This window comes from Pseudomonas putida, from assembly GCF_001976065.1.
GTDB classification, from domain to species: domain Bacteria; phylum Pseudomonadota; class Gammaproteobacteria; order Pseudomonadales; family Pseudomonadaceae; genus Aquipseudomonas; species Aquipseudomonas serbica.
Genome location: NZ_MNAH01000002.1, coordinates 997,627 through 1,018,931, shown reverse-complemented (window position 1 = coordinate 1,018,931; position 21,305 = coordinate 997,627). Strand labels below are relative to the sequence as shown.

The following is a 21,305-nucleotide window of genomic DNA, read 5'->3' as shown; positions in this document are numbered from 1 at the left end:
CAAAGCGGCCAGGTTCACCTCAACCGTTCCTGGCCTGCTCTTCCAACTGGTCCGACTCAAACAACCGTGCCAGTTCCGCCCGCGCTTCCTGGGCCGTCTGCTTGACCTTCACTGCGTCGTCGTAGATCGCATGCTGGGCTTCGAGCACCTGTTCGTCGTGATGCTTGAAACGTTTGATCCGTGCATCGGCCTGCTCGGGGGTCAGTCCGAGTCCGATCAAGGTCTGGCGGCTCATTTCCAGGCTGGAGTAGAAGGTTTCGCGCACCGCGTGGGCGCCCAGGTCCACCAGCCGGTGCACATGCTGGCGGTTGCGCGCGCGGGCAATGATCTTGATGTGCGGATAGAGCTTGTGGACCAGCTCGGCGGTCTTGATGTTGGTGTCCGGGTCGTCGGTGGCGATGATGAAGAATTCGGCATTCCCGACCTTGGCCGCGCTGAGGATTTCCGGGCGCATCGGGTCGCCGTAGTACACCGGCACGCCGCCGAAGCTGCGCGACAGTTCGATGGTTTCCACCGAGGTGTCGAGGGCCACGAACTTGATGTTCTGCGCCCGCAGGATGCGCGCGACGATCTGCCCCATACGGCCCATGCCGGCGATCACCACACGGGGTTCGTCGGCATCGATTTCGCGAAACTGCTCCGGCACCGCCACCGGTTGCACCTTCGGGCTGACCAGTCGGGCGCATAGCAGCAGCAACAATGGCGTCAGTGCCATCGACAGGGTGATCGCCAACACCAGCAAGTCGTACAGGCGCGGATCGAACAAGCCATGGTCACGGCCGATCTTGAACACCACAAAGGCAAACTCACCACCAGCCGCCAGCACGATGCCCAGGCGAATGGCGCTGATCTTGTTCAAGCCGCCGGCGACTTTACCCACGATAAACAGCAACGGCAGCTTGACGGCGATCAGCAGCACGGTCAGCCCCAGCACCACGATGGGTTCGCGCAGGAGCAGGCTGAGGTTGGCACCCATGCCGACGCTCATGAAAAACAGCCCCAGCAGCAGGCCCTTGAAGGGTTCGATCTGCGCTTCCAGTTCGTGCCGATATTCGGAGTCCGCCAGCAGCAGGCCGGCAAGGAAGGCGCCGAGGGCCATGGAAATACCAGCCAGGTCCATCAGCCAGGCGGTGCCCATCACCACCAGCAACGCGGTCGCGGTGGACACCTCCGGCAAGCCGCTCTTGGCCACCACGCGGAACACCGGGCGCAGCAGGTAGCGGCCGCCGACCACCACGATGGCGATGCTGATCAGCACGCGCAGGCCCTGGTTCACATCGTCGGCAGCGCTGACGCTTTCAGCGCTGCCCGCCAGCAACGGCACCATGGCAATCAGCGGTATCGCTGCGATGTCCTGGAACAGCAGGATCGCGAACGCCAGGCGCCCGTGGGGGCTGGTCAGTTCCTTGCGCTCGGCCAGGCTCTGCAGGCCGAATGCGGTGGACGACAGGGCCAGCCCCAGGCCCAGCACGATAGAGGTGTTCACGGGTTGCCCGAAGACATACAGGGCCAACGCCCCCAGCAGCGCTCCAGTCAGCAGCACCTGCGCCAGCCCGACGCCGAACACCGCCTTGCGCATCACCCACAACCGGCGTGGCGACAATTCCAGGCCGATGATGAACAGCAGCAACACCACGCCGAGTTCCGAGATGTGCGCGACGCTTTCCGGATTGCCGATCAGGCCCAGCCCCGAGGGGCCGATGATCACTCCGGCAAACAGATAACCCAGCACCGCGCCCAGCTGCAGACGCTTGGCCAGGGGAACGGTGAGTACGGCCGCGAGCAGAAAAACGACTGCGGCTTGTAACAGACTGCCTTCATGGGGCATTAGAAAACTCCATCAACTCGGTACGGCGGGTCGACAAGGATAAAGGCTGGTCTTGGGTCAACGCTATCGCGCGATAGAGATTATGGGCGGGCAATGCCACGCCGCTACAACAATTCGCCCAGGTCCCAGAGCCGCACCAGCTCAGCGGGCGCCTGGTCTTCCGGCACCTTCAACACCATCTGGTCGTCGTGTTCGCCTTCGTGGTAGTGCAACTCGATCTGGTAAAAACGCTGGTCGCCTCCACCTGCGACCGAACTGGCCAGCGGCAGGCAACCTTCAAGCAAGCCATAGATGCGCGAGCGTTGATCGATGCTGCACTGAGCGAAATCGATCTCCCGGGGGCGAGTCATGGCCTGGATCGCGGCAAAACCGCCCTGGCGCGAAACGCACACGACTGCGCGCTCATCCAGCGTTGGCAAGGTTTTCATGGTTCCTCCTGCATCGCATCGACACCCACTTCAGACCAGCCCTGCTGCACCGCCCGGGCTTCCTTGGCCGTGAAGCGCCGCCGTGCATGCTCCAGGGTGAGTTTTGCAAAGGCACTGAATGACGTCTCGCGGTCCAAGCGCTTGTCGCACAGCGTGTCGTACCAGATGAGCCCGGCCTTTTCCCAGGCAAAGCCGCCCAAGGTCTTGGCTGCCAGGTAAAACGCCCGGTTGGGAATGCCTGAATTGATGTGCACACCGCCATTGTCCTCCTGGGTGATGACGAACTTGCGCATGTGATCCGGTTGCGGGTCCTTGCCCAGTAGCGGGTCGTCATAGGCGGTGCCCGGGTGGGCCATCGAGCGCAGGCCGATGCCCTTGATGCGCGGTGTCAGCAAATCCGCACCGATCAGCCAGTCCGCCTGGTCGGCGGTCTGCTCCAGCAGATACTGCTTGGTCAGCACGCCAAACACGTCCGACAGTGATTCATTCAACGCCCCGGACTGGTCGGCATAGACCAGGCCCGCTTCGCTCTCGACCACGCCGTGGGTCAGTTCGTGCGCGACCACGTCGAGGGAGCGGGTGAAGCGCTCGAATATCTCGCCATCGCCGTCGCCGAAGACCATTTGCGCGCCGTTCCAGAAGGCGTTTTCGTAGTCCTGGCCATAATGCACGCTGCCGACCAGGGCGAAGCCTTTGTTGTCGATGGAGTCGCGCCCCAACACCTTCCAGAAGAAATCGTAGCTGGCTCCCAGCGCATCATAGGCTTCATCGACCGCCGGATCGCCGCTCGCTGCCTGCCCTTCAAGGCGCACCGGCATGCCGGGCAAGAGCATTTTGCCCTGGGCATCATGCACGCTGCGCTGGGCCTGGCCGGCTTTTCCGGAAGGCGGCAGGATTGCGGCGGCAGCAGGGCGCACCGGTGGGCCAGGCGGGTGCCGCAGGGTGCGCACGTGGGCCAGCGTGCTCATGGCGCTGTGACGCTGGCGTTCGGAGCCGTGCGCGACGATACGATGCAGGATGTACGGCGGAATAAAACTGCGCAGGTCGTTCATCAGAGCATCCTTTCTGAGTGCGAAGTCGATACTTGTTCTGAGCGGCACAGGGGCCTTTCGGTTCCGACGGTTGCCATCGACGGCGGATTCTGCGAAAACCTGCGTCCGCGCCCGCAAGTCAGGGCACTGTAGATGAGTTAAGAACATGAACGACGAACTGCAAATCATTGATCTTGAGCCGGGTGACGGCAAGGCCGCCGTCAAGGGCGCGCTGATCACCACCCAGTACCGTGGCTGGCTGGAAGACGGTAGCGAATTCGACTCTTCCTACAGTCGAGGCAAGCCGTTCCAGTGCGTGATCGGCACCGGGCGGGTGATCAAGGGCTGGGACCAGGGCATTTTGGGCATGCAGGTGGGTGGCAAGCGCAAGCTGCTGGTGCCGGCGCACCTGGCCTATGGCGAGCGCACGATGGGCAAGATCACGCCGAATTCGAACCTGATCTTCGAGATCGAGTTGCTGGAAGTGCTGACGCGGGATGATTGATGCGGAAAAAAAAACGCCGCCTTCGAAGTCGAGGGCGGCGTTTTCATGGCAGGGGACGTCAGGTCAGACCTTGACGATCCAGCCTGCTGGCGCTTCGACGTCGCCGGTTTGCACGCCGGTCAGCTCTTTGTAGAGCTTCTGGGTGATCGGGCCGACTTCGGTTTCGCTGTGGAACACGTGCAAGTGGTCGTTGTAGCTGATACCGCCGATCGGCGTGATCACGGCCGCCGTGCCGCAAGCGCCGGCTTCCTTGAAGTCCGACAGCTTGTCGATGAACACGTCACCTTCGATCACTTCCAGGCCCAGGCGCGACTTGGCCAGCTCGATCAGCGACAGGCGGGTGATGCCCGGCAGCACCGACGGCGAGTTCGGGGTCACGAACTTGTTGTCGTGGGTGATCCCGAAGAAGTTGGCCGAACCGACTTCCTCGATCTTGGTGTGGGTCATCGGATCCAGGTAGATGGCGTCGGCGAAGTGGGCTTTCTTGGCCTGGGAGCCCGGCATCAGGCTGGCGGCGTAGTTGCCGCCGACCTTGGCTGCGCCGGTGCCTTGTGGGGCGGCGCGGTCGTAGCTGGAGATCAGGAAGTTGTGCGGGGTGAGGCCGCCCTTGAAGTAGGCGCCGACCGGGATGCAGAAGATCGAGAAGATGAACTCGGGTGCGGTGCGCACGCCGATGTTGTCACCTACGCCAATCACGAACGGACGCAGGTACAGCGCGCCGCCAGTGCCATACGGCGGGATGAAGCGCTCGTTGGCGCGGACCACTTCCTTGCACGCTTCGATGAACTGCTCGGTAGAGACCTGTGGCATCAGCAGGCGCGCGCAGCTGCGCTGCATGCGGGCGGCGTTCTGGTCCGGGCGGAACAGGTTGATCGAACCGTCCTTGCAACGATAGGCCTTCAGGCCTTCGAAGCATTGCTGGCCATAGTGAAGGGCCGTGGAGCCTTCGCTGATGTGCAGCACATTGTCTTCTGTCAGGGTGCCCTTGTCCCACTCGCCATCGCGAAAGTGCGACAGATAGCGCTTGTCGGTCTTGATGTAGTCAAAACCCAGCTTGTCCCAATTGATGCTTTCGTTACCCATGACACCCTCTATCACTTAACAACCGCCGAAACGGTTCAATGTTTCTGACGTTTTCTGGATGGGGACAACAATACTTCATTCCGGACCGATTTCGCAGCCCGGATTACATTCCTTGTAGGCGCTGGCTTGCCAGCGATCGATGCGACTCGGTGTGCCAGATCCATCGCCTTCGCCGGCAAGCCGGCTCCTACAGGTTCGGTGTACGCTTTGAATCACAGGTGCAACGCGTGCCCCAGGGCCCGCAACGCCGCTTCCTGAACGGCTTCGCCCAAGGTCGGATGCGCATGGATGGTGCCGCCGATGTCTTCCAATCGCGCGCCCATTTCCAGGCTTTGCGCGAACGCCGTGGACAATTCGGAGACACCGACACCCACCGCCTGCCAGCCGACAATTACATGATTGTCCCGACGAGCGACCACGCGCACGAAACCGCTTCTGGATTCCAGCGTCATCGCCCGGCCATTGGCCGCGAACGGGAAGCTCGACACGATGCAATCCAGGCCAGCGGCCTTGGCTTCGTCCGGGGTCTTGCCGACCACCACCAGTTCCGGGTCGGTGAAGCACACGGCGGCAATGGCGGTGGGGTTGAACTCGCGGTGCTTGCCGCTGATCAGCTCGGCCACCATCTCGCCTTGGGCCATGGCCCGGTGGGCGAGCATCGGTTCGCCACTGAGGTCGCCGATGGCATACACGTTGCGCATGCTGGTCTGGCAGCGGTCGTCGACCTTGATCGACGCGCCGTTCATGTCCAGGTTCAGCGCTTCGAGGTTCCAGCCCTGGGTGTTGGGTTTGCGACCGACGGCTACCAGCACCTGGTCGGTTTCCAGGTTCAGGGTGTCGCCATTCGGATCCAGAACTTGCAAAGTATTGGCTTGTGAATCAAAGCCTTGCACGCTGTGCTTCAAGTAAAGCTTCATGCCGAGCTTTTTCAGTTCATCGTGCACCGGCTGGGTCAATTCAGCGTCATAGGCCGGCAGGATGCGCTCCTGGGCTTCGACCACGCTGACGTCGGCACCGAGCTTGCGATAGGCAATGCCCAGTTCCAGGCCGATGTAGCCGCCCCCCACCACGACCAGGCGTTTGGGCACGGACGTCGGCGCCAGCGCTTCGGTGGAGGAGATGATCGGCCCGCCAATGGGCAGCATCGGCAAGTTGACGCTTTTCGACCCGGTGGCCAGCACCAGGTGCTCGCACTGGATGCGCGTGTCACCGACGTCGACGGTCTTGCCGTCGACGACCTTGGCCCAGCCCTGGATGACCTGGACCTTGTGCTTTTTCAGCAGGGCCGCAACGCCGGTGGTCAGGCGGTCGACGATGCCGTCCTTCCATTCCACGCTTTTGCCGATATCCAGGGTTGGCGCCGAAACGCTGATGCCCAGGGCCGAATGCTGGCTGTGATTGTGCGTCTGGTGGAACTGTTCCGCGACGTGAATCAGCGCCTTGGACGGAATGCAGCCGATGTTCAGGCAGGTACCGCCCAGGGATTGGCCTTCCACCAGGAGGGTCGGGATGCCCAACTGGCCGGCCCGGATCGCCGTCACATAACCGCCAGGACCGCCGCCGATGATCAGCAGTGTGGTGTTCAGAGTTTGCATCGTGCTCTCCAACAAATATCAGTCCACAAACAAGGTGGCGGGTTGTTCCAGCAGGCCACGCACGGCCTGGATGAATTGCGCCGCGTCCATGCCGTCGACCACCCGGTGATCGAAGGAACTGGAGAGGTTCATCATCTTGCGGATCACGATCTGCCCTTTGACTACCATCGGCCGTTCGACGATCTTGTTCACGCCGACGATCGCCACTTCCGGCAGGTTCAGCACCGGGGTGCTGACGATGCCACCCAATGCGCCAAGGCTGGTCAGGGTGATGGACGATCCGGACAGTTCGTCGCGGCTGGCCTTGCCGTTACGGGCGGCGGTGGCCAAGCGGGAGATTTCCTGGGCGTTGTCCCACAGGCTGCGGGCTTCGGCGTGACGTACCACCGGTACCATCAGGCCGATATCGGCCTGGGTGGCGATGCCGACATGCACCGCGCCGAGGCGGGTGATGACCTGGGCTTCGTCGTCGTAGCGCGCGTTGATCTGCGGGAAATCACGCAGGGCGACGACCAGGGCGCGGACCAGGAACGGCAGCAAGGTCAGCTTGCCGCGGGTGGCACCGTGCTTTTCGTTGAGGTGTGCGCGCAGTTCTTCCACGGCCGTGACGTCGATTTCCTCGACATAACTGAAGTGAGCGGCACGCTGGGTGGCGTCCTGCATGCGCTGGGCGATCTTGCGGCGCATGCCGATCACAGGGATCTGTTCTTCGTCGTTGCGCTGGCTGTAAGCGCTGCTGACGGTCGACGCATTCGACTGACCCTGGGCCAGGTAGGCCTCGAGGTCTTCGTGCAACACTCGGCCGGCAGGGCCGGTGCCACGGACCAGGCGCAACTGGATACCGAGGTCCAGCGCGTGCTTGCGCACGGCAGGAGAGGCCAGGGGACGCTCATTGGCTTCGCGGGCGACCATCGGGCCCTGGCACACGGCGGCTTTTGGCGCTGCGGCAACGACTGGCTTGCTTTGCACCACGCTTTCGACTTTCGGCGCTGCAACTGGCGCTTCTTTGGCCGGTGCCGGTTGCGCCGACTCCTTAACGTTTCCCGCGCCTTCGACTTCAATGCTGATCAGCACACTGCCGACCGCCATCACTTCACCTGGCTGGCCGCCCAGGGCGATTACCTTGCCATGGACCGGTGACGGAATATCCACCATCGCCTTGTCGGTCATGACATCGGCCAGCACCTGATCCTCGACGACCATGTCGCCGACCTTGACGTGCCATACCGACAATTCTACTTCTGCAATGCCTTCGCCAATGTCCGGCATTTTAATGACGTGCGTGCCCATTCAGACCTCCATGACCCGTTTCAAAGCCGCGCCCACACGGGACGGGCCAGGGAAATACGCCCACTCTTGCGCGTGCGGGTACGGGGTGTCCCAGCCGGTGACGCGTTCGATTGGCGCTTCCAGGTGGTGGAAGCAATGCTCTTGCACCAGCGCCGTCAGTTCGGCACCGAAGCCGCAAGTGCGGGTGGCTTCGTGAACGATCACGCAGCGGCCGGTTTTCTTCACCGATCTGGTGATGGTTTCCAGATCCAGCGGCCACAGGCTGCGCAGGTCGATGACTTCGGCATCGACACCGCTTTCTTCAGCGGCCACTTGCGACACATAAACGGTGGTGCCGTAGGTCAGCACCGTGACGTCCTTGCCCGGACGGGCGATAGCGGCAACGTCCAGCGGTACCGTGTAGTAACCGTCCGGAACCTGTGCGGCGGGGTGTTTCGACCACGGGGTCACCGGGCGGTCGTGGTGGCCGTCGAACGGGCCGTTGTACAGGCGCTTCGGCTCCAGGAAGATCACCGGGTCATCGTTTTCGATGGAGGCGATCAGCAAACCCTTGGCGTCGTAGGGGTTGGACGGCATGACGGTGCGCAGACCGCATACCTGGGTGAAGAGTGCCTCGATGCTCTGGCTGTGGGTCTGGCCGCCGTAGATGCCGCCACCGCAGGGCATGCGCAGGGTCAGCGGCGCGGTGAATTCGCCGGCCGAGCGATAACGCAGGCGTGCGGCTTCGGAGATGATCTGATCGTAGGCCGGGTACACGTAGTCGGCGAACTGGATCTCCACCACCGGGCGCAGGCCGTAGGCGCCCATGCCCACGGCGGTGCCGACGATGCCGCTTTCGGAGATCGGCGCGTCGAATACGCGGGAGGTGCCGTACTTGGCCTGCAGGCCTTCGGTGCAGCGGAACACACCGCCGAAATAGCCCACGTCCTGGCCGAACACCACGACGTTGTCGTCACGTTCAAGCATCACATCCATGGCCGAGCGCAGGGCCTGGATCATGGTCATGGTGGTCGTGGTCATGGCGGTTTCCAGCTCGATATTGTTGTTGTGATCGTTCATGTCAGATCCCCAACTCTTGACGCTGGCGCTTCAAATGCTCCGGCATCTCTTTGTAGACGTCTTCGAACATGGTCGCGGCGCTTGGAATCTGGCCGCCGGCAAGGGTGCCGTACTGTTCGGCTTCTTTCTGTGCGGCGATCACTTCGGCTTCCAGTTCGGCGCTGACGGCGGCATGTTCTTCCTCGGACCAGTGGCCGACCTTGATCAGGTGCTGCTTGAGGCGCGCGATCGGGTCGCCCAACGGGAAGTGGCTCCAGTCGTCGGCGGGACGGTATTTCGATGGATCGTCCGAGGTGGAGTGCGGGCCGGCGCGGTAGGTGACCCATTCGATCATGGTCGGGCCGAGGTTGCGGCGCGCACGTTCGGCGGCCCAGGCGGAAGCGGCGTAGACCGCGTAGAAATCGTTGCCGTCGACCCGCAGCGAGGCGATGCCGCAACCGACGCCACGACCGGCGAAGGTGGTGGCCTCACCACCGGCGATGGCCTGGAAGGTGGAGATCGCCCACTGGTTGTTGACCACGTTGAGGATCACCGGTGCGCGGTACACGTGGGCGAAGGTCAGGGCGGTGTGGAAGTCCGATTCAGCGGTTGCGCCGTCGCCGATCCAGGCCGAGGCAATCTTGGTGTCGCCCTTGATGGCCGAGGCCATGGCCCAGCCCACAGCCTGGACGAACTGGGTGGCGAGGTTGCCGGAAATGGTGAAGAAACCGGCGTCTTTCACCGAATACATGATCGGCAGCTGACGGCCTTTGAGCGGATCGCGCTCGTTGGACAGCAGTTGGCAGATCAGGTCTACCAGCGGCACGTCGCGGGCCATGAGGATGCTTTGCTGACGGTAGGTCGGGAAGCACATGTCGTCGATGTTCAGGGCCAGGGCCTGGGCGCTGCCGATGGCTTCCTCGCCAAGGCTCTGCATGTAGAACGACATTTTCTTCTGGCGTTGGGCGACCACCATGCGGTTGTCGTAGATCCGCGTCTTGAGCATGGCACGCATGCCTTTACGCAGGATCTCGACCGGCACGCCTTCGGCCCACGGACCCAGGGCATTGCCCTGGTCGTCAAGCACACGAATCAGGCCACGGGCCAAGTCAGCCGTGTCAGCCGGTTCAACGTCAACAGGGGGTTTGCGCACCGTGCCGGCATCGGTCAGGTGCAGGTAGGAGAAGTCGGTTTTGCAGCCGGGGCGGCCCGAGGGTTCGGGAACGTGCAGGCGCAGCGGTTCGTACGCTTGGTTCATGGCTTCTACGCTCGATCTTGTGAATTTCTTGTAGTGAGCTGACAGATTTCGTTCTGTAGAAGAAATCTTGTCCTACAACAATCATAGGCCCGGCCCAGAAGAATATTTCTCTCTGTTTCATTGCGCTCAAGATCATTTGCAGATAAAAAATCTACATAAACATAAAAAACAGGTGTTTTTGTCTCATGCGCAAACTGGACCGTACCGATATCGGCATTCTCAACAGCCTTCAGGAGAACGCCCGCATCACCAACGCCGACCTGGCACGCTCGGTCAACCTCTCGCCGACGCCGTGTTTCAACCGGGTCAAGGCGATGGAGGAGCTGGGGCTGATTCGTGAGCAGGTAACCTTGCTGGACGCCGATTTGCTGGGGCTGCACGTCAACGTGTTCATCCACGTCAGCCTCGAGAAACAGGTGGAGGAGGCGTTGCAGCATTTCGAAGAGGCCATCTCCGATCGGCCCGAGGTGATGGAGTGCTACCTGATGGCCGGCGATCCGGATTACCTGATTCGCGTACTGGTGCCGACCATTCAGTCGCTGGAGCGCTTCATGATGGACTTCCTGACCAAGGTGCCTGGGGTGGCGAATATCCGCTCGAGCTTTGCGCTCAAGCAGGTGCGCTACAAGACGGCGCTGCCGTTGCCGGCCAATGGCTTGACCCTGGGTACCTGATCGTTCACCCGCGCAGCGTGGCAATGCCGCCGGTGACGCTCCGCGTTCCGCTTTGGATGTGACGCAGAGCGTCACGGGATGCATTCCCACGCGGAGCGTGGGAACGATCAATATCTCACAGCTTGTTAATGGGGATTTTCAGGTAGGTCACCCCATTGTCTTCCGCCGGCGGCAGATTCCCCGCTCGTACATTGACCTGGATCGCCGGCAGCAGCAGCGTCGGCATGCCCAGCCCGGCATCGCGGCGGGTGCGCATGGCGACGAAGGCGATTTCGTCGATGCCGTCGCGCACGTGGATGTTGCTTTTGCGTTGCTCGCCGACGGTGGTCATGCACTGCGGTTCCCGGCCCTCGGGCGGGTAGTCGTGGCAGACGTACAGGCGCACGCTGGCGGGGAAGGCCAGCAGCTTGTGGATCGAGGCGAACATCTGGTGCGCGTCGCCGCCGGGAAAGTCGCAGCGGGCGGTGCCGACGTCGGGCATGAACAGGGTATCGCCGACCAGGATCAGGTCGCTGCCGATCAGGTAAGCCATGTCCGCCGGGGTATGGCCTGGCACATGCAGGGCGGTGGCCTTGAGGTTGCCGATGCGGAAGGATTCGTTCGGGGCGAACAGGTGATCGAACTGTGAACCGTCGATGGAAAATTCCGGCTCAAGGTTGAACAGGGTCTTGAACACCCCCTGGACCTTGCAGATCGACTCGCCGATGGCGATCTTGCCGCCCAACTCCCGCCGCAGGTAGGGCGCGGCGGACAGGTGATCGGCGTGGGCGTGGGTTTCCAGCAGCCATTGCACCTGCAGGCGGTGCTCGCGCACGAACGCGATGATCCGGTCGGCCTGCAGGGTGCCGGTGCGTCCGGCAGCCGGGGTGTAGTCGAGCACCGGGTCGACGATCGCACACTGCCCACCGTCATTTTCGTAGATCACGTAACTGTAGGTGGACGAGGCGTCGTCGAAGAAGGCTTCAATCAGGGCTGGCATGGAGGTTGTTTCTTCAAGGGTAAGTCATGAGGGTAGTTTCATTTTCCCCGCGCTGACCAGCCCGCGACAATTCTGTTAACGAAAAAACCACGCGGGCTCTATCCTGTCATCAATCGATACCGGGCGTTCCCGGCCTTTGTCATGGATTACGAGCGTTCTATGTTGCTGGCGAGTTTTTTTGGTGTGGTCATGGGGTTGGTGCTCGGTTTGACCGGAGCCGGGGGCGGCATTCTAGCGGTGCCGGCGCTGGTGTTGGGACTGGGCTGGAGCATGACCACGGCGGCGCCAGTCGCCCTGTTCGCGGTGGGCAGCGCGGCGGCGGTCGGTGCCATCGATGGCTTGCGCCATGGCCTGGTGCGCTATCGCGCGGCACTGTTGATTGCCCTGCTGGGGGCGGTCTTTTCGCCGCTGGGCATCTACTTCGCCCATCAGTTGCCGGAAAAAGTCCTGATGATCCTGTTCAGCCTGCTGATGGTCATGGTGGCCGCGCGGATGTTGCGGCGCGAGCGCAAGGAGGAGGGGCCGAGCGACCATGGCCATGCCAACTGGGGCCAGAAAAACTGCATGCTCGACCAGCAGACCGGGCGCTTCTCCTGGACCGCCAAATGCACCGCGACCCTCGCGGCCCTCGGTGCGGTGACCGGTGTGGTCTCGGGGTTGCTGGGGGTAGGCGGGGGTTTTCTGATCGTGCCGGCCTTCAAGCAACTGACCGACGTGCAGATGCGCGGCATCATCGCCACGTCCCTGATGGTCATCAGTTTGATCTCGGCCATCGGCGTGATCGGCGCCTTGCATGCCGGGGTGCGCATCGACGGCCTGGGCGTGGCCTTCATCGTATCCAGCATCGTCGGCATGATCGTCGGTCGCAAGCTGTGCGCGCGGGTGCCGGCGCGGGCGTTGCAGCTGGGATTCGCCAGTATCTGCCTGATCGTCGCTGTCTACATGCTGTTCCGGGCGCGCCTCTGAAAAATTGTAGGAGCCGGCTTGCCGGCGAAGGCGCACTTCAGGACGCCTTCGTCGGAACGCCGCCCGCTGCAAGCCGGGCTCCTACGAGGGGCGGTATTGCAGTGTGAAGGCCAGTTCAGTGGATTGCCCCTGCTCCAGCAAACGCAACCCCGGCCGGCCGGGCAAGTGGTGCGCGTTGACCGGGTGGCTGACCGGTTCGATGCAGAAAAATGCCAGCCCTGGCGGACAATAAAGAAGATAATAATCGCTGCCGCTGGCCTGGCATTCCAGCTCGTAGCCGAGGTCGGGCTGCTGGATCAGGCAGTGGCCGTCCCAGTTACAGAACGCGTTGTCGACCAGCGTCCGGGGCAGCGCCCCGGGCTGCTGGAAATCCCATTCGGCCGGTAACGCAGCCAGTTGCGTCGGGATTTTTTTCTCATCGCACATCCATACCTGTCGGGCCGTGGCCTGCAATCTCGTGTTGACACTGCGTGGCAGGTACGGGTGCAGCCCCAGGCCATGCCAGGCCGCATGTTCGGCCAGGTGGGTGACGCTCAATTCGATGCTCAGGCGGCCTTCGCTCAGATGGAATCGCTGACGGGCGCAATAGGCAAAGGGCTCGCTGCTATCGAGTTGCAGGAGCACTTCGTCAGCGGTTGAGCAAACCACCTGCCAGCGCTGCTGCCAGGCGCTGCCGTGAATCGGAAACGGATCGGGGCTGTTGGGCGCCAGGGCCAGCCAGCCATCCGGACAGTCGAAACCCCGCTCGGCGATGCGGTTGGACCACGGGACCAAAGGGAAGCAGCCCAGTTTACCGGGAAGACCGGTGTTCAAGGCCTGCTCATCGGCGTGGCGCAACAAGGGCTGGCCGGTGCTGCGCACGGTCCAGTTGACGATGCTGCCGCCCAGTTCGGGGGCGAGGGTGAGGCGGGTGAAGGCGTCTTCGAGTTCGAGCAGTGTGGGTTTCATGTTCACCAGCAATGGAAAGAGATGCGCGGAATGCCCTCTGTAGGAGCCGGCTTGCCGGCGAAGGCGCCCTTGAGTACGCCTGCGCCGGCAAGCCGGCTCCTACAGTAAAAGCGTTACAACACCAGATGCGGCAACCACAGCGACAGCGCAGGAATGTAGGTCACGGCCAGCAGCACCAAAAACAGCACGCCGTAGAACGGCAGCAGGGCCTTCACAGTTGATTCAATGCTGACTTTACCCACGGCCGACCCCACAAACAGTACCGCGCCCACAGGCGGTGTGATCAAACCAATCCCCAGGTTCACCAGCATGATCATGCCGAACTGCACCGGGTCCACGCCAATGCCGAGAATCACCGGCATCAGGATCGGTGTGAGGATCAGGATCAGCGGCGCCATGTCCATCACGGTGCCGAGCAACAGCAGCATGACGTTGATGCACATCAGGATCACGTAACGGTTGTCCGACAGGGTCAGGAACATCGTGGTGATCTTCGCCGGGATCTGCATCAGGGTCATGATGTAGCCGAAGCTGGCGGCGAAGCCGATCAGGATCATCACGATCGAAATCGTGCGCACCGTGCGGTGCATCAATTTTGGCAGCTCGCTCCACTTGTAGTCGCGGTAGATGAACATGGTCACGAAGAACGACCAGAGCACGGCGATGGCTGCCGATTCGGTCGCGGTGAAGATCCCCGAGAGAATGCCGCCGAGGATGATGACCATTGCCATCAGCCCCCACAAGGCTTCGCCGCAAATCTTCAGTGCCTCGCGCATCGGAATGACTTCACCCTTGGGGTAGTCACGCTTCTTGGCGAAGATCAGGCACAGCACCATCAGGCACGCGCTCATCAACAGGCCCGGTACCACCCCGGCCATGAACAGCGAGGCAATCGACACCGTGCCGCCCGCGGCCAGCGAGTAGAGCACCGAGTTGTGGCTCGGCGGGGTCAGCAGGGCCTGCACCGAACCACTGACGGTCACGGCGGTGGCGAATTCACGGGGATAGCCGCGGCGTTCCATTTCCGGGATCAGCACCGAACCGACCGAGGCAGTGTCAGCTACCGATGAACCGGAGATCGCGCCAAAGAAAGTCGACGCCATGATGTTGACCAGCGACAGGCCACCGCGCACGAACCCCACCAGCACCCCGGCAAACGCCACCAGGCGCCGGGACATCCCACCCTCGGCCATGATCGCGCCGGCCAGCACGAAGAACGGAATCGCCAGCAGGGAAAACTTGTTCACGCCACCAGCGACCTGAATCATCAGCGCCTGGAACGGAATGTCGATCCAGAACGCGCCGATCAGCGCAGAAAGTCCCAGCGCGTAGGCGACCGGCATGCCAATCAGGATCAACGCGATAAAACTGCCCAACAGAATAAAAGCGTCCATTCAGGCAGCCCCTTCGTTTTCTTCAACGAGGTCGAAACGCACGACCCGACGGTTGCTCTGGTCACCGAACAAGAGCTTCTCCAGCACAAAGATCAGCGTCAGCAGACCGCCAATCGGAATGGGCATGTAAGTGATGCCCACGCGCAGGGTCGGCAGGGCGCTCATGAACTGGTTCCAGGTCGACAGGCACAACTTGGTGCCCCAGATCGCCATGAACAGGCTGATGGTCGCCATCAGCAATTGCGAAAATACGCTCATGGCCTGGCGCAGTTGCGGCGACATGCGGTCAGTGAGCATCGCCACCGCCATGTGCGAAGCGGAACGATAACTGGCGGCGGCGCCGATGAAGGTGAAGACCATCATCAGCAGTATCGCCGTGGGCTCGGGCCAGCTGGAGCCGGTGCCGAGCACGTAACGGGCGAACACGCCCCAGGGAATGATCAGGGCAATGGCCAGCACGGACAGCCCGGCGACCCAGATGCAGGTCATGTAGAGCTTGTCATTGAAACGCAGCAGTAGATTCTTCATCGGGTTCCACCGTAACCGGGCGCGCACGGACCTGTTCCCTGGTCAGTGCGCGCCGGGCCTTTCTTGAATGCAGGGAGGGTTACTGGACGGCTTCGATGCGCTTGATCAGGTCAGCGTAGGGCGCGCCGTATTTCTCGCGGATCGAGGCGGTTGCCTCATAGAAAGGTTTTTTGTCGACGGTGATGAACTCGACGCCGGCGGCCTTGAGTTTTTCTTCGCTGCTGGCCGACTTGGCATCCCATAGGGTGCGCTCCTGGGCCTGCGCAGCCTTGGCGGTCTTCTTCACCAGGACTTGCTGCTCGGGGGTGAGCTTGTTCCAGGTGATCTTCGACATCACGATCGGCTCGGGCAGGATCAGGTGGCCGGTCAGGCTGTAGAACTTGGCGTTCTGGTAGTGATTGTGTTCGAGCAGGGTCGGCGGGTTGTTCTCCGCGCCGTCGATCACCCCGGTCTGCAGGGCACTGAAGATTTCACCGGTGTCCATGGCAATACCGTTGCCGCCCATGGCGTTGATGGTTTCGATGAACATCGGGTTGCCTTGCACCCGGATCTTCATGCCCTTGAGGTCTTCCAGGCTGCGCACCGGTTTCTTGGTATAGATGTTGCGCGTGCCGCCGTCCATCCAGGCCAGGGCGACCAGGTTGAATTCGGAGTGGGTGATCTTGTCGAGGATCTCGTCGCCGACTTCGCCATCGATGACCTTGCGCATGTGCGCCTGGTCACGGAACACGAACGGCATGTTGAACACGTTCACGTCCGGTACCACGGGGCCGACGATGCCGAGGCTGACCCGGGCCATCTGGATGGCACCGACCTGGGCTTGCTCGACCACTTCCTTTTCCGAGCCGAGCACACCGCCGGCGAACATCTTGAAGGTCAGCTTGCCGTCGCTGTCGGCCACCAGGGTCTTGCCCAGTTGCTCTTCGGCGACCACGGTCGGGTAGCCTGCCGGGTGGATGTCGGCAAATTTGATTTCCAGCGCCTGAGCGGCACTGCTGAGGGTGAAAGCCAGGGGAAGTGCTGCGGCGAGCAAGGTACGTTTGAAGTCCATCGGGGGTGTCTCCAGTCTTGTTGTTGTTTTTATTCAGGGCACAGCGGTGTAGCGCCAACAGTTGCGGTTATTGCTTGAAGTGCGGCTCCGGCAGACCCTTGACGCCGGGATCGAGGGCGAACACGCCACCGGCCAGGGAGTGTTCGTCCTGGTCGTCTCCCGGGCGGATCGAGGTCACGAACAAGGTGTCCAGGCGACTGCCACCGAAGGCGCACATGCTCGGTTTTTTCACAGGTAACGCGAGGGAGCGGTCCAGTCGACCGTCGGGGGTGAAACGGTGGACCAGCCCGGCATCGTTGCCGCAGATCCAGTAGCAACCCTCGGCATCGACCGCCGCGCCATCAGGGCGACCGGCGTGCTGGTTCATGTCGATGTACAGACGGCGGTTGGAAGGGGTGCCGCTGTCGATGTCGTAATCGAAGGCCCAGACCTGCTGCACCAGCGGGTGGGAGTCGGACAGGTACATCGTCCGGCCGTCCGGGCTGAAGGCCAGGCCGTTGGGCACGATCAGGCCGTTCAATTGCCCTTGGAGCGGCCCCTGTTGCCCGGCGGCATAGCGATAGAGCGTGCCCTCGGCGGCATTGGCGCCCATGTCCAGGACCATGCTGCCAGCCCAGAAGCGGCCCTGGCGGTCACAGCGACCGTCGTTGAGGCGCATGTCCGGGCGGGCGTGATCGACCTGGGCCAGGGGTTCGCTGTCGAGGCTGCCGTCAGCATGCGCATGCAGGCGGAAGAACCCGCTCTCCATGCCGGCGACCCAGCCACCGTCGGGGTGGCGGGCGATGCAGGCAAGCATTTGCGGGGCTTTCCAGGCGTGTACATGCCCGCTTTGCGCACTCCAGCGTTGCAGACCGCCAGCGGGAATATCCACCCAATACAGGGCGTTTTCCTCAGGTACCCAGACCGGGCTTTCACCCACGGCGTTGCGGGCATCGACAATCAATTCGGCATTCATGGCAACTCATTCCCTTGGTTGTGGGGGGGATCAGGACGGTCAGTCGCCGAACGGGCCAGCCGCACAAAAGGCTCCGCCCTGGTAGACCCGCGCCGGGTCATCAGCGGCCGGCAGCGGCTGGGCTTCGACTTTTTCACGGAACACTTCGGAAGTGTCCTGGGCCACGAAGCCCAACGCGCTGGCGTAGCGGTTGTCCCACCAAATGTCCTTGTTGTCGGACACGCCATAGACCACGGTGTGGCCGACGTCAGGGGTGTAGAGCGCACGTTCGAGCAACCGGGTGAGGTCGCCGAAGCTCAGCCAGGTGCTCATCATCCGGCGGTTCTGCGGCTCGGGGAACGAAGATCCGATGCGCACGCTGACGGTCTCGATGCCGTAGCGATCGAAGTAGAAGGTGGCCATGTCTTCGCCGTAGGACTTGGACAAACCGTAGTAGCTGTCGGGGCGGCGAGGGGAGTGGGCGTCGATGACTTCATCCTGCTTGTAGAAGCCGATGACGTGGTTGGAGCTGGCGAAAATCACCCGCTTGACGCCGTGGCGGCGCGCCGCTTCGTAGATGTGGAATACGCCGCAGATATTGGCGCCGAGGATTTCTTCGAACGAGCGCTCCACCGAGACGCCGCCAAAATGGAGGATCGCGTCCACGCCTTCGACCAATTGATCCACGGCCTGCTTGTCGGCGAGGTCGCAAGGCACGACTTCTTCGCGATCATCGATGGCGGGGGCGATGTCGGCGATGTCCGACAGGCGAATGACGTTGGCGTACGGGCGCAGGCTCTCGCGCAGGATTTTGCCCAGGCCACCGGCGGCACCGGTCAGCAACAGGCGATTGAAGGGCGTTGGGGCGGATGCAGTGGTCGTCATGGGAATCCCTGGACAGCAGTTATTTTTATTGATTCGTTGTAAGTTGTCGTACGACTAGGTGGAAGTATCGTTAGGCTTTCCGGTTTTTGTCAACGCGACATTGGTGGAAATTGACGGAGGGTTGTCGCCATCAATGGTCCGGAAAACCTCGACCCCTGTGAATGATCCGTGATCGCACTCAACCTGTAGGAGCTGGCTTGCCAGCGAAGGCGTCCGCGAGATCGCCTTCGCCGGCAAGCCGGCTCCTACAGGTACGAGGTCGATCCCCGGGAATTACAACAACGAAATCGGATAGCTGACGAAAATCCGGTTTTCATCAAATTCGTTGGTGCTGAAATCCTTGCGGATGCTTGCGTTGCGCCATTTGACGTTGAGGTTCTTCAGCGCGCCGCTCTGCACGGTGTAGGCCAGTTCCGATTCGCGGCCCCATTCCTTGCCGTCGGTGATGGTGCCGGTGTGCACGTTGTCGCCGCTGATGTAGCGGTTCATCAGCGTCAGGCCGGGAATGCCGAGGGCGACAAAGTTGTAGTCGTGACGCACCTGCCAGGACTTCTCCCTGGCGTTGTCGTAGCTGGAGTTGTAGCTGTCGTTGGCCAGGGTGCCGCCACTGGTGCCATTGACCCGCATCCACACATCGTCGCCGCTGAGTTTTTGCAGGCCGACATAGAAAGTGTTGCCGCCGTACTTGGCCGAGAGCAGGGCAAATGCGGTCTTGTTATCGAGGTCGCCGGCCAGGGCGCTGCCATCTTCCTTGCCGATGAAGTAGCCGAGGTTGGCGCCCAATGTCCAATCGCCGATGGGCTGGCTGTGGCTGATGTTGAAATACTGCTGCTGGTAGATATCGCTGAGCTCTGCGTACCAGACGCCCACCTGGGTGCGTTTTTCGTTGAACGCGTATTCGCCGCCGCCGAAGTTGAAACGGTCCGAGGTAAAGGCCGCCGACTTGCCGTTCATGAACATGTCTTCCATGCTCGCATCGTTGCGCGGGCTGTTCTGGCGGAACTGCCCGCCATAGAGCGTCAGGCCGCTGATTTCGGTGGAGGTCACCTGGCCGCCGCGGAAGGTTTGCGGCAGCGAGCGACCGTCATCGGAGCGCAGGATCGGCAGCACCGGCATCCATTCGCCGACCTTCAGTTCGGTTTTCGAGATCTTGCCTTTGAGTGCCACGCCCAGGCGGCCGAAGTTGTCGGCCGGGCGCCCGTCGTCGTGGATCGGCAGCAACCCCGTACCCCCGGTGCCTTTGCCACCATCCAGTTTCTGCGAGTACAGGCCGAGTACATCCACACCGAAGCCGACCGGACCTTGGGTGTAGCCTGACTTGGCGTCGAGAATGAAGTTCTGCGTCCACTCTTGCGCCTTGCCCTGAGGGTAGGCCGGGTTGGTGAAGTTGCGATTGATGAAGGCGTTGCGCAGATTCAGCGTGGCTTTGGCGTCATCGGTAAAGCCTTCGGCCTGGCTGGTGAGGGGCAGGGCGATGACCAGGCTGCTGCAACCGATCAGGCTCAGTGTGTGCAAACGGATAAAAGATGGGCGTGGAGTACGGGCGGACGAATCGCGGACGAGCTTGCTCACTGTGACGCTCCCTTGCTGCTTTTTGTTTTTATTTTTGTCATACGTCGTCGTACAACATTGGCGCAGATATTTGCGAGATTTTCAGGAGTTGTCAATGGGAAGTTATACGATGACTTGAGGCAGCGGGCGCGCGTCCACAGGGCGGGTGTTACGCCGCTGAATCCGTGTTCGCCATGTATTACTGGCCAACCGTGAACGTGTAGACGCCCTCGCTTTTGTGGCTATCGACCGACACGACATGCCACTCGATTTTGTAGTCTCCGTCGGTGAAGGGGACAGCCGGAGTGACAATCAGGGTCCTTTTATCAGGACCTTGAGTGATCAGGCTTTTTACCAGGATGTCGTCACCGTCGTGGCTGATCGTGACTTTGCACAAGTCGGCTTCGACCCCTTCGGAAAAGGTCAGGCTCAATTCCGAGGGGGCGCTGACGGTGCTATCGGCGGCGGGCATCTGGCTTTGCAGATGGGCGTGAGCAAACACGGATGAGGCACACAAGAGCGAGGCAAGCAGGGCGGCGGTCAGGGTGTTCTTCAAGCGCATGTCGAGTCCCTCGGCGGCAGGTTCGAAGTGAGGGTCAGTCTAGCCGCGCAAGGCCTGTTGCACGAAGTTTGCCTGTCTGCTGTCGCCGCGAGGTAGAGCGGATGCTAGTCTTGTTCAATGTTGTTGCCAGGGAGCCCTCATGGGCAATCACAAGATCGAGATTCGTCGCAGTAACGTCGAGAAAATTCTGCTGGGGGCCGAGAAGGTCTTCGCCGAAAAAGGCTTTGGCAGTACGGCCATGGCCGACATCGCCGCCGAAGTGCAACTGCCGCGCTCCAACCTGCATTACTACTTCAGCACCAAGACCGAACTGTACAGCGCCGTGCTCTTCGACCTGCTGGAAGTGTGGAAGCAGGACGCGCTGTGCTTCGAGATGTTCGACGACCCGCGCGTGGTGCTCAGCAGTTACATCCGCGCCAAGATGAACCACTCGCGCAGCCGCCCCTACGGCTCGAAAGTCTGGGCCAACGAAATCATCCACGGCGCGCCGACCCTCGGCGAGAAGCTGGACGCGAGCCTGTACGACTGGGCCAAGATGAAAGAAGCGAAGATTCGCCAGTGGGTGGACGATGGCCGCATCCTGCCGGTGGAGCCTTCAAGCCTGCTCTACATGATCTGGGCCTCGACCCAGCACTACGCCGACTTCGATCACCAGGTGAACATTCTCAATGATCACCAGCCGCTGTCGGATATGCAGTTCGAGCGGGCGGTGCAGACGGTGACGAGTGTGATTTTGCGCGGGATCGGGTTGGAGCCTTGAGATTTGTGTAGTGGCGC

At 61.8% G+C, this 21,305-nt stretch carries 21 protein-coding genes; 4 read left to right on the top strand and 17 right to left on the bottom strand.

All coding sequences use genetic code 11. The features are described 5' to 3' along the window. Positions 1-19: 19 nt before the first annotated feature. From BKX96_RS11020 to BKX96_RS11010, 3 genes are all read right to left on the bottom strand, one after another. Positions 20-1,828: a monovalent cation:proton antiporter-2 (CPA2) family protein gene (locus BKX96_RS11020; RefSeq protein WP_077183848.1), complete on the bottom strand. Its 1,809-nt coding sequence runs from the start codon at positions 1,826-1,828 to the stop codon at positions 20-22. Positions 1,829-1,932: 104 nt separating this feature from the next. Next, on the bottom strand, positions 1,933-2,256 hold the full coding sequence (locus BKX96_RS11015) for a protealysin inhibitor emfourin (RefSeq protein ID WP_077183846.1): 324 nt from the start codon (positions 2,254-2,256) through the stop codon (positions 1,933-1,935). Continuing rightward, entirely contained in the window at positions 2,253-3,308 is a 1,056-nt protein-coding gene (locus BKX96_RS11010; protein ID WP_077183844.1) for a M4 family metallopeptidase, read from the bottom strand. Before BKX96_RS11010 ends, BKX96_RS11015 begins: the two co-directional genes overlap by 4 nt. Before the next feature lie 145 nt (positions 3,309-3,453). On the opposite strand from BKX96_RS11010, the gene BKX96_RS11005 reads away from it, so the two are divergent. Next, positions 3,454-3,792 (top strand): FKBP-type peptidyl-prolyl cis-trans isomerase, encoded by a 339-nt coding sequence (locus BKX96_RS11005; protein ID WP_077183842.1) that lies wholly within the window; start codon positions 3,454-3,456, stop codon positions 3,790-3,792. Between the two features lie 63 nt (positions 3,793-3,855). Here the strand turns inward: BKX96_RS11005 and BKX96_RS11000 are convergent, their stop codons facing one another. The 5 genes from BKX96_RS11000 to BKX96_RS10980 all read right to left on the bottom strand — a co-directional run bounded on the left by BKX96_RS11000 (position 3,856) and on the right by BKX96_RS10980 (position 10,056). Then, positions 3,856-4,875: a branched-chain amino acid aminotransferase gene (locus BKX96_RS11000; protein ID WP_046817398.1), complete on the bottom strand. Its 1,020-nt coding sequence runs from the start codon at positions 4,873-4,875 to the stop codon at positions 3,856-3,858. Between the two features lie 212 nt (positions 4,876-5,087). Further along, positions 5,088-6,470 carry a dihydrolipoyl dehydrogenase gene (gene lpdA, locus BKX96_RS10995; RefSeq protein WP_046817399.1) on the bottom strand — a complete coding sequence of 461 codons (1,383 nt, stop codon included), beginning with the start codon at positions 6,468-6,470 and terminating at the stop codon, positions 5,088-5,090. Positions 6,471-6,488: 18 nt separating this feature from the next. After that, on the bottom strand, positions 6,489-7,760 hold the full coding sequence (locus tag BKX96_RS10990) for a dihydrolipoamide acetyltransferase family protein (protein ID WP_077183840.1): 1,272 nt from the start codon (positions 7,758-7,760) through the stop codon (positions 6,489-6,491). Beyond that, positions 7,761-8,819: an alpha-ketoacid dehydrogenase subunit beta gene (locus tag BKX96_RS10985; protein WP_077183838.1), complete on the bottom strand. Its 1,059-nt coding sequence runs from the start codon at positions 8,817-8,819 to the stop codon at positions 7,761-7,763. A 1-nt stretch (position 8,820) separates the two neighbouring features. Continuing rightward, a complete protein-coding gene (locus BKX96_RS10980) occupies positions 8,821-10,056 on the bottom strand; it encodes a 3-methyl-2-oxobutanoate dehydrogenase (2-methylpropanoyl-transferring) subunit alpha (RefSeq protein ID WP_077183836.1) in 1,236 nt (411 codons plus the stop codon). A 185-nt stretch (positions 10,057-10,241) separates the two neighbouring features. Between BKX96_RS10980 and bkdR the strand changes: the two genes are divergently transcribed. Beyond that, complete coding sequence (gene bkdR, locus BKX96_RS10975) at positions 10,242-10,730, top strand: Bkd operon transcriptional regulator BkdR (protein ID WP_008059350.1); 489 nt, start codon at positions 10,242-10,244, stop codon at positions 10,728-10,730. 115 nt (positions 10,731-10,845) lie between these two features. Here the strand turns inward: bkdR and BKX96_RS10970 are convergent, their stop codons facing one another. Then, entirely contained in the window at positions 10,846-11,709 is an 864-nt protein-coding gene (locus BKX96_RS10970) for an MBL fold metallo-hydrolase (protein ID WP_077183834.1), read from the bottom strand. A 159-nt stretch (positions 11,710-11,868) separates the two neighbouring features. Between BKX96_RS10970 and BKX96_RS10965 the strand changes: the two genes are divergently transcribed. Beyond that, a complete protein-coding gene (locus tag BKX96_RS10965) occupies positions 11,869-12,675 on the top strand; it encodes a sulfite exporter TauE/SafE family protein (protein ID WP_046817404.1) in 807 nt (268 codons plus the stop codon). 81 nt (positions 12,676-12,756) lie between these two features. Here BKX96_RS10965 and BKX96_RS10960 read toward each other — a convergent pair whose 3' ends face one another. The 8 genes from BKX96_RS10960 to copC all read right to left on the bottom strand — a co-directional run bounded on the left by BKX96_RS10960 (position 12,757) and on the right by copC (position 20,528). Continuing rightward, positions 12,757-13,623 (bottom strand): aldose 1-epimerase, encoded by an 867-nt coding sequence (locus tag BKX96_RS10960; RefSeq protein ID WP_077183832.1) that lies wholly within the window; start codon positions 13,621-13,623, stop codon positions 12,757-12,759. Between the two features lie 113 nt (positions 13,624-13,736). After that, on the bottom strand, positions 13,737-15,017 hold the full coding sequence (locus tag BKX96_RS10955; RefSeq protein WP_077183830.1) for a TRAP transporter large permease: 1,281 nt from the start codon (positions 15,015-15,017) through the stop codon (positions 13,737-13,739). Next, the gene (locus tag BKX96_RS10950; protein WP_046817407.1) at positions 15,018-15,545 is read right to left on the bottom strand and encodes a TRAP transporter small permease; all 528 of its coding nucleotides are present in this window, start codon (positions 15,543-15,545) and stop codon (positions 15,018-15,020) included. A gap of 79 nt (positions 15,546-15,624) precedes the next feature. Next, the gene (locus BKX96_RS10945) at positions 15,625-16,596 is read right to left on the bottom strand and encodes a TRAP transporter substrate-binding protein (RefSeq protein ID WP_077183829.1); all 972 of its coding nucleotides are present in this window, start codon (positions 16,594-16,596) and stop codon (positions 15,625-15,627) included. Positions 16,597-16,663: 67 nt separating this feature from the next. After that, positions 16,664-17,551: an SMP-30/gluconolactonase/LRE family protein gene (locus BKX96_RS10940; protein ID WP_046817409.1), complete on the bottom strand. Its 888-nt coding sequence runs from the start codon at positions 17,549-17,551 to the stop codon at positions 16,664-16,666. Between the two features lie 39 nt (positions 17,552-17,590). Further along, positions 17,591-18,415 carry an NAD-dependent epimerase/dehydratase family protein gene (locus BKX96_RS10935; protein WP_077183828.1) on the bottom strand — a complete coding sequence of 275 codons (825 nt, stop codon included), beginning with the start codon at positions 18,413-18,415 and terminating at the stop codon, positions 17,591-17,593. A gap of 273 nt (positions 18,416-18,688) precedes the next feature. Further along, positions 18,689-19,987, bottom strand: coding sequence for an OprD family porin (locus BKX96_RS10930; RefSeq protein ID WP_077183827.1), 1,299 nt, complete (start codon positions 19,985-19,987; stop codon positions 18,689-18,691). A 178-nt stretch (positions 19,988-20,165) separates the two neighbouring features. Then, a complete protein-coding gene (copC, locus tag BKX96_RS10925; RefSeq protein ID WP_077183826.1) occupies positions 20,166-20,528 on the bottom strand; it encodes a copper homeostasis periplasmic binding protein CopC in 363 nt (120 codons plus the stop codon). A 139-nt stretch (positions 20,529-20,667) separates the two neighbouring features. Between copC and BKX96_RS10920 the strand changes: the two genes are divergently transcribed. Beyond that, positions 20,668-21,288 (top strand): TetR/AcrR family transcriptional regulator, encoded by a 621-nt coding sequence (locus BKX96_RS10920; RefSeq protein WP_046817413.1) that lies wholly within the window; start codon positions 20,668-20,670, stop codon positions 21,286-21,288. Positions 21,289-21,305: the final 17 nt, after the last annotated feature.

Excerpts from the sequence above, each read along its gene's own strand:
- BKX96_RS10955 (WP_077183830.1), bottom strand. The coding sequence starts at position 15,017 with ATGGACGCTTTTATTCTGTTGGGCAGTTTTATCGCGTTGATCCTGATT.
- BKX96_RS10950 (WP_046817407.1), bottom strand. The coding sequence starts at position 15,545 with ATGAAGAATCTACTGCTGCGTTTCAATGACAAGCTCTACATGACCTGC.
- BKX96_RS10965 (WP_046817404.1), top strand. The coding sequence starts at position 11,869 with ATGTTGCTGGCGAGTTTTTTTGGTGTGGTCATGGGGTTGGTGCTCGGT.
- BKX96_RS10960 (WP_077183832.1), bottom strand. The coding sequence starts at position 13,623 with ATGAAACCCACACTGCTCGAACTCGAAGACGCCTTCACCCGCCTCACC.
- BKX96_RS10970 (WP_077183834.1), bottom strand. The coding sequence starts at position 11,709 with ATGCCAGCCCTGATTGAAGCCTTCTTCGACGACGCCTCGTCCACCTAC.
- BKX96_RS10980 (WP_077183836.1), bottom strand. The coding sequence starts at position 10,056 with ATGAACCAAGCGTACGAACCGCTGCGCCTGCACGTTCCCGAACCCTCG.
- BKX96_RS11000 (WP_046817398.1), bottom strand. The coding sequence starts at position 4,875 with ATGGGTAACGAAAGCATCAATTGGGACAAGCTGGGTTTTGACTACATC.
- BKX96_RS11020 (WP_077183848.1), bottom strand. The coding sequence starts at position 1,828 with ATGCCCCATGAAGGCAGTCTGTTACAAGCCGCAGTCGTTTTTCTGCTC.
- BKX96_RS10990 (WP_077183840.1), bottom strand. The coding sequence starts at position 7,760 with ATGGGCACGCACGTCATTAAAATGCCGGACATTGGCGAAGGCATTGCA.
- BKX96_RS10920 (WP_046817413.1), top strand. The coding sequence starts at position 20,668 with ATGGGCAATCACAAGATCGAGATTCGTCGCAGTAACGTCGAGAAAATT.
- BKX96_RS11010 (WP_077183844.1), bottom strand. The coding sequence starts at position 3,308 with ATGAACGACCTGCGCAGTTTTATTCCGCCGTACATCCTGCATCGTATC.
- BKX96_RS11015 (WP_077183846.1), bottom strand. The coding sequence starts at position 2,256 with ATGAAAACCTTGCCAACGCTGGATGAGCGCGCAGTCGTGTGCGTTTCG.
- BKX96_RS10935 (WP_077183828.1), bottom strand. The coding sequence starts at position 18,415 with ATGACGACCACTGCATCCGCCCCAACGCCCTTCAATCGCCTGTTGCTG.
- BKX96_RS10940 (WP_046817409.1), bottom strand. The coding sequence starts at position 17,551 with ATGAATGCCGAATTGATTGTCGATGCCCGCAACGCCGTGGGTGAAAGC.
- copC (WP_077183826.1), bottom strand. The coding sequence starts at position 20,528 with ATGCGCTTGAAGAACACCCTGACCGCCGCCCTGCTTGCCTCGCTCTTG.
- BKX96_RS10985 (WP_077183838.1), bottom strand. The coding sequence starts at position 8,819 with ATGAACGATCACAACAACAATATCGAGCTGGAAACCGCCATGACCACG.
- bkdR (WP_008059350.1), top strand. The coding sequence starts at position 10,242 with ATGCGCAAACTGGACCGTACCGATATCGGCATTCTCAACAGCCTTCAG.
- BKX96_RS11005 (WP_077183842.1), top strand. The coding sequence starts at position 3,454 with ATGAACGACGAACTGCAAATCATTGATCTTGAGCCGGGTGACGGCAAG.
- BKX96_RS10945 (WP_077183829.1), bottom strand. The coding sequence starts at position 16,596 with ATGGACTTCAAACGTACCTTGCTCGCCGCAGCACTTCCCCTGGCTTTC.
- lpdA (WP_046817399.1), bottom strand. The coding sequence starts at position 6,470 with ATGCAAACTCTGAACACCACACTGCTGATCATCGGCGGCGGTCCTGGC.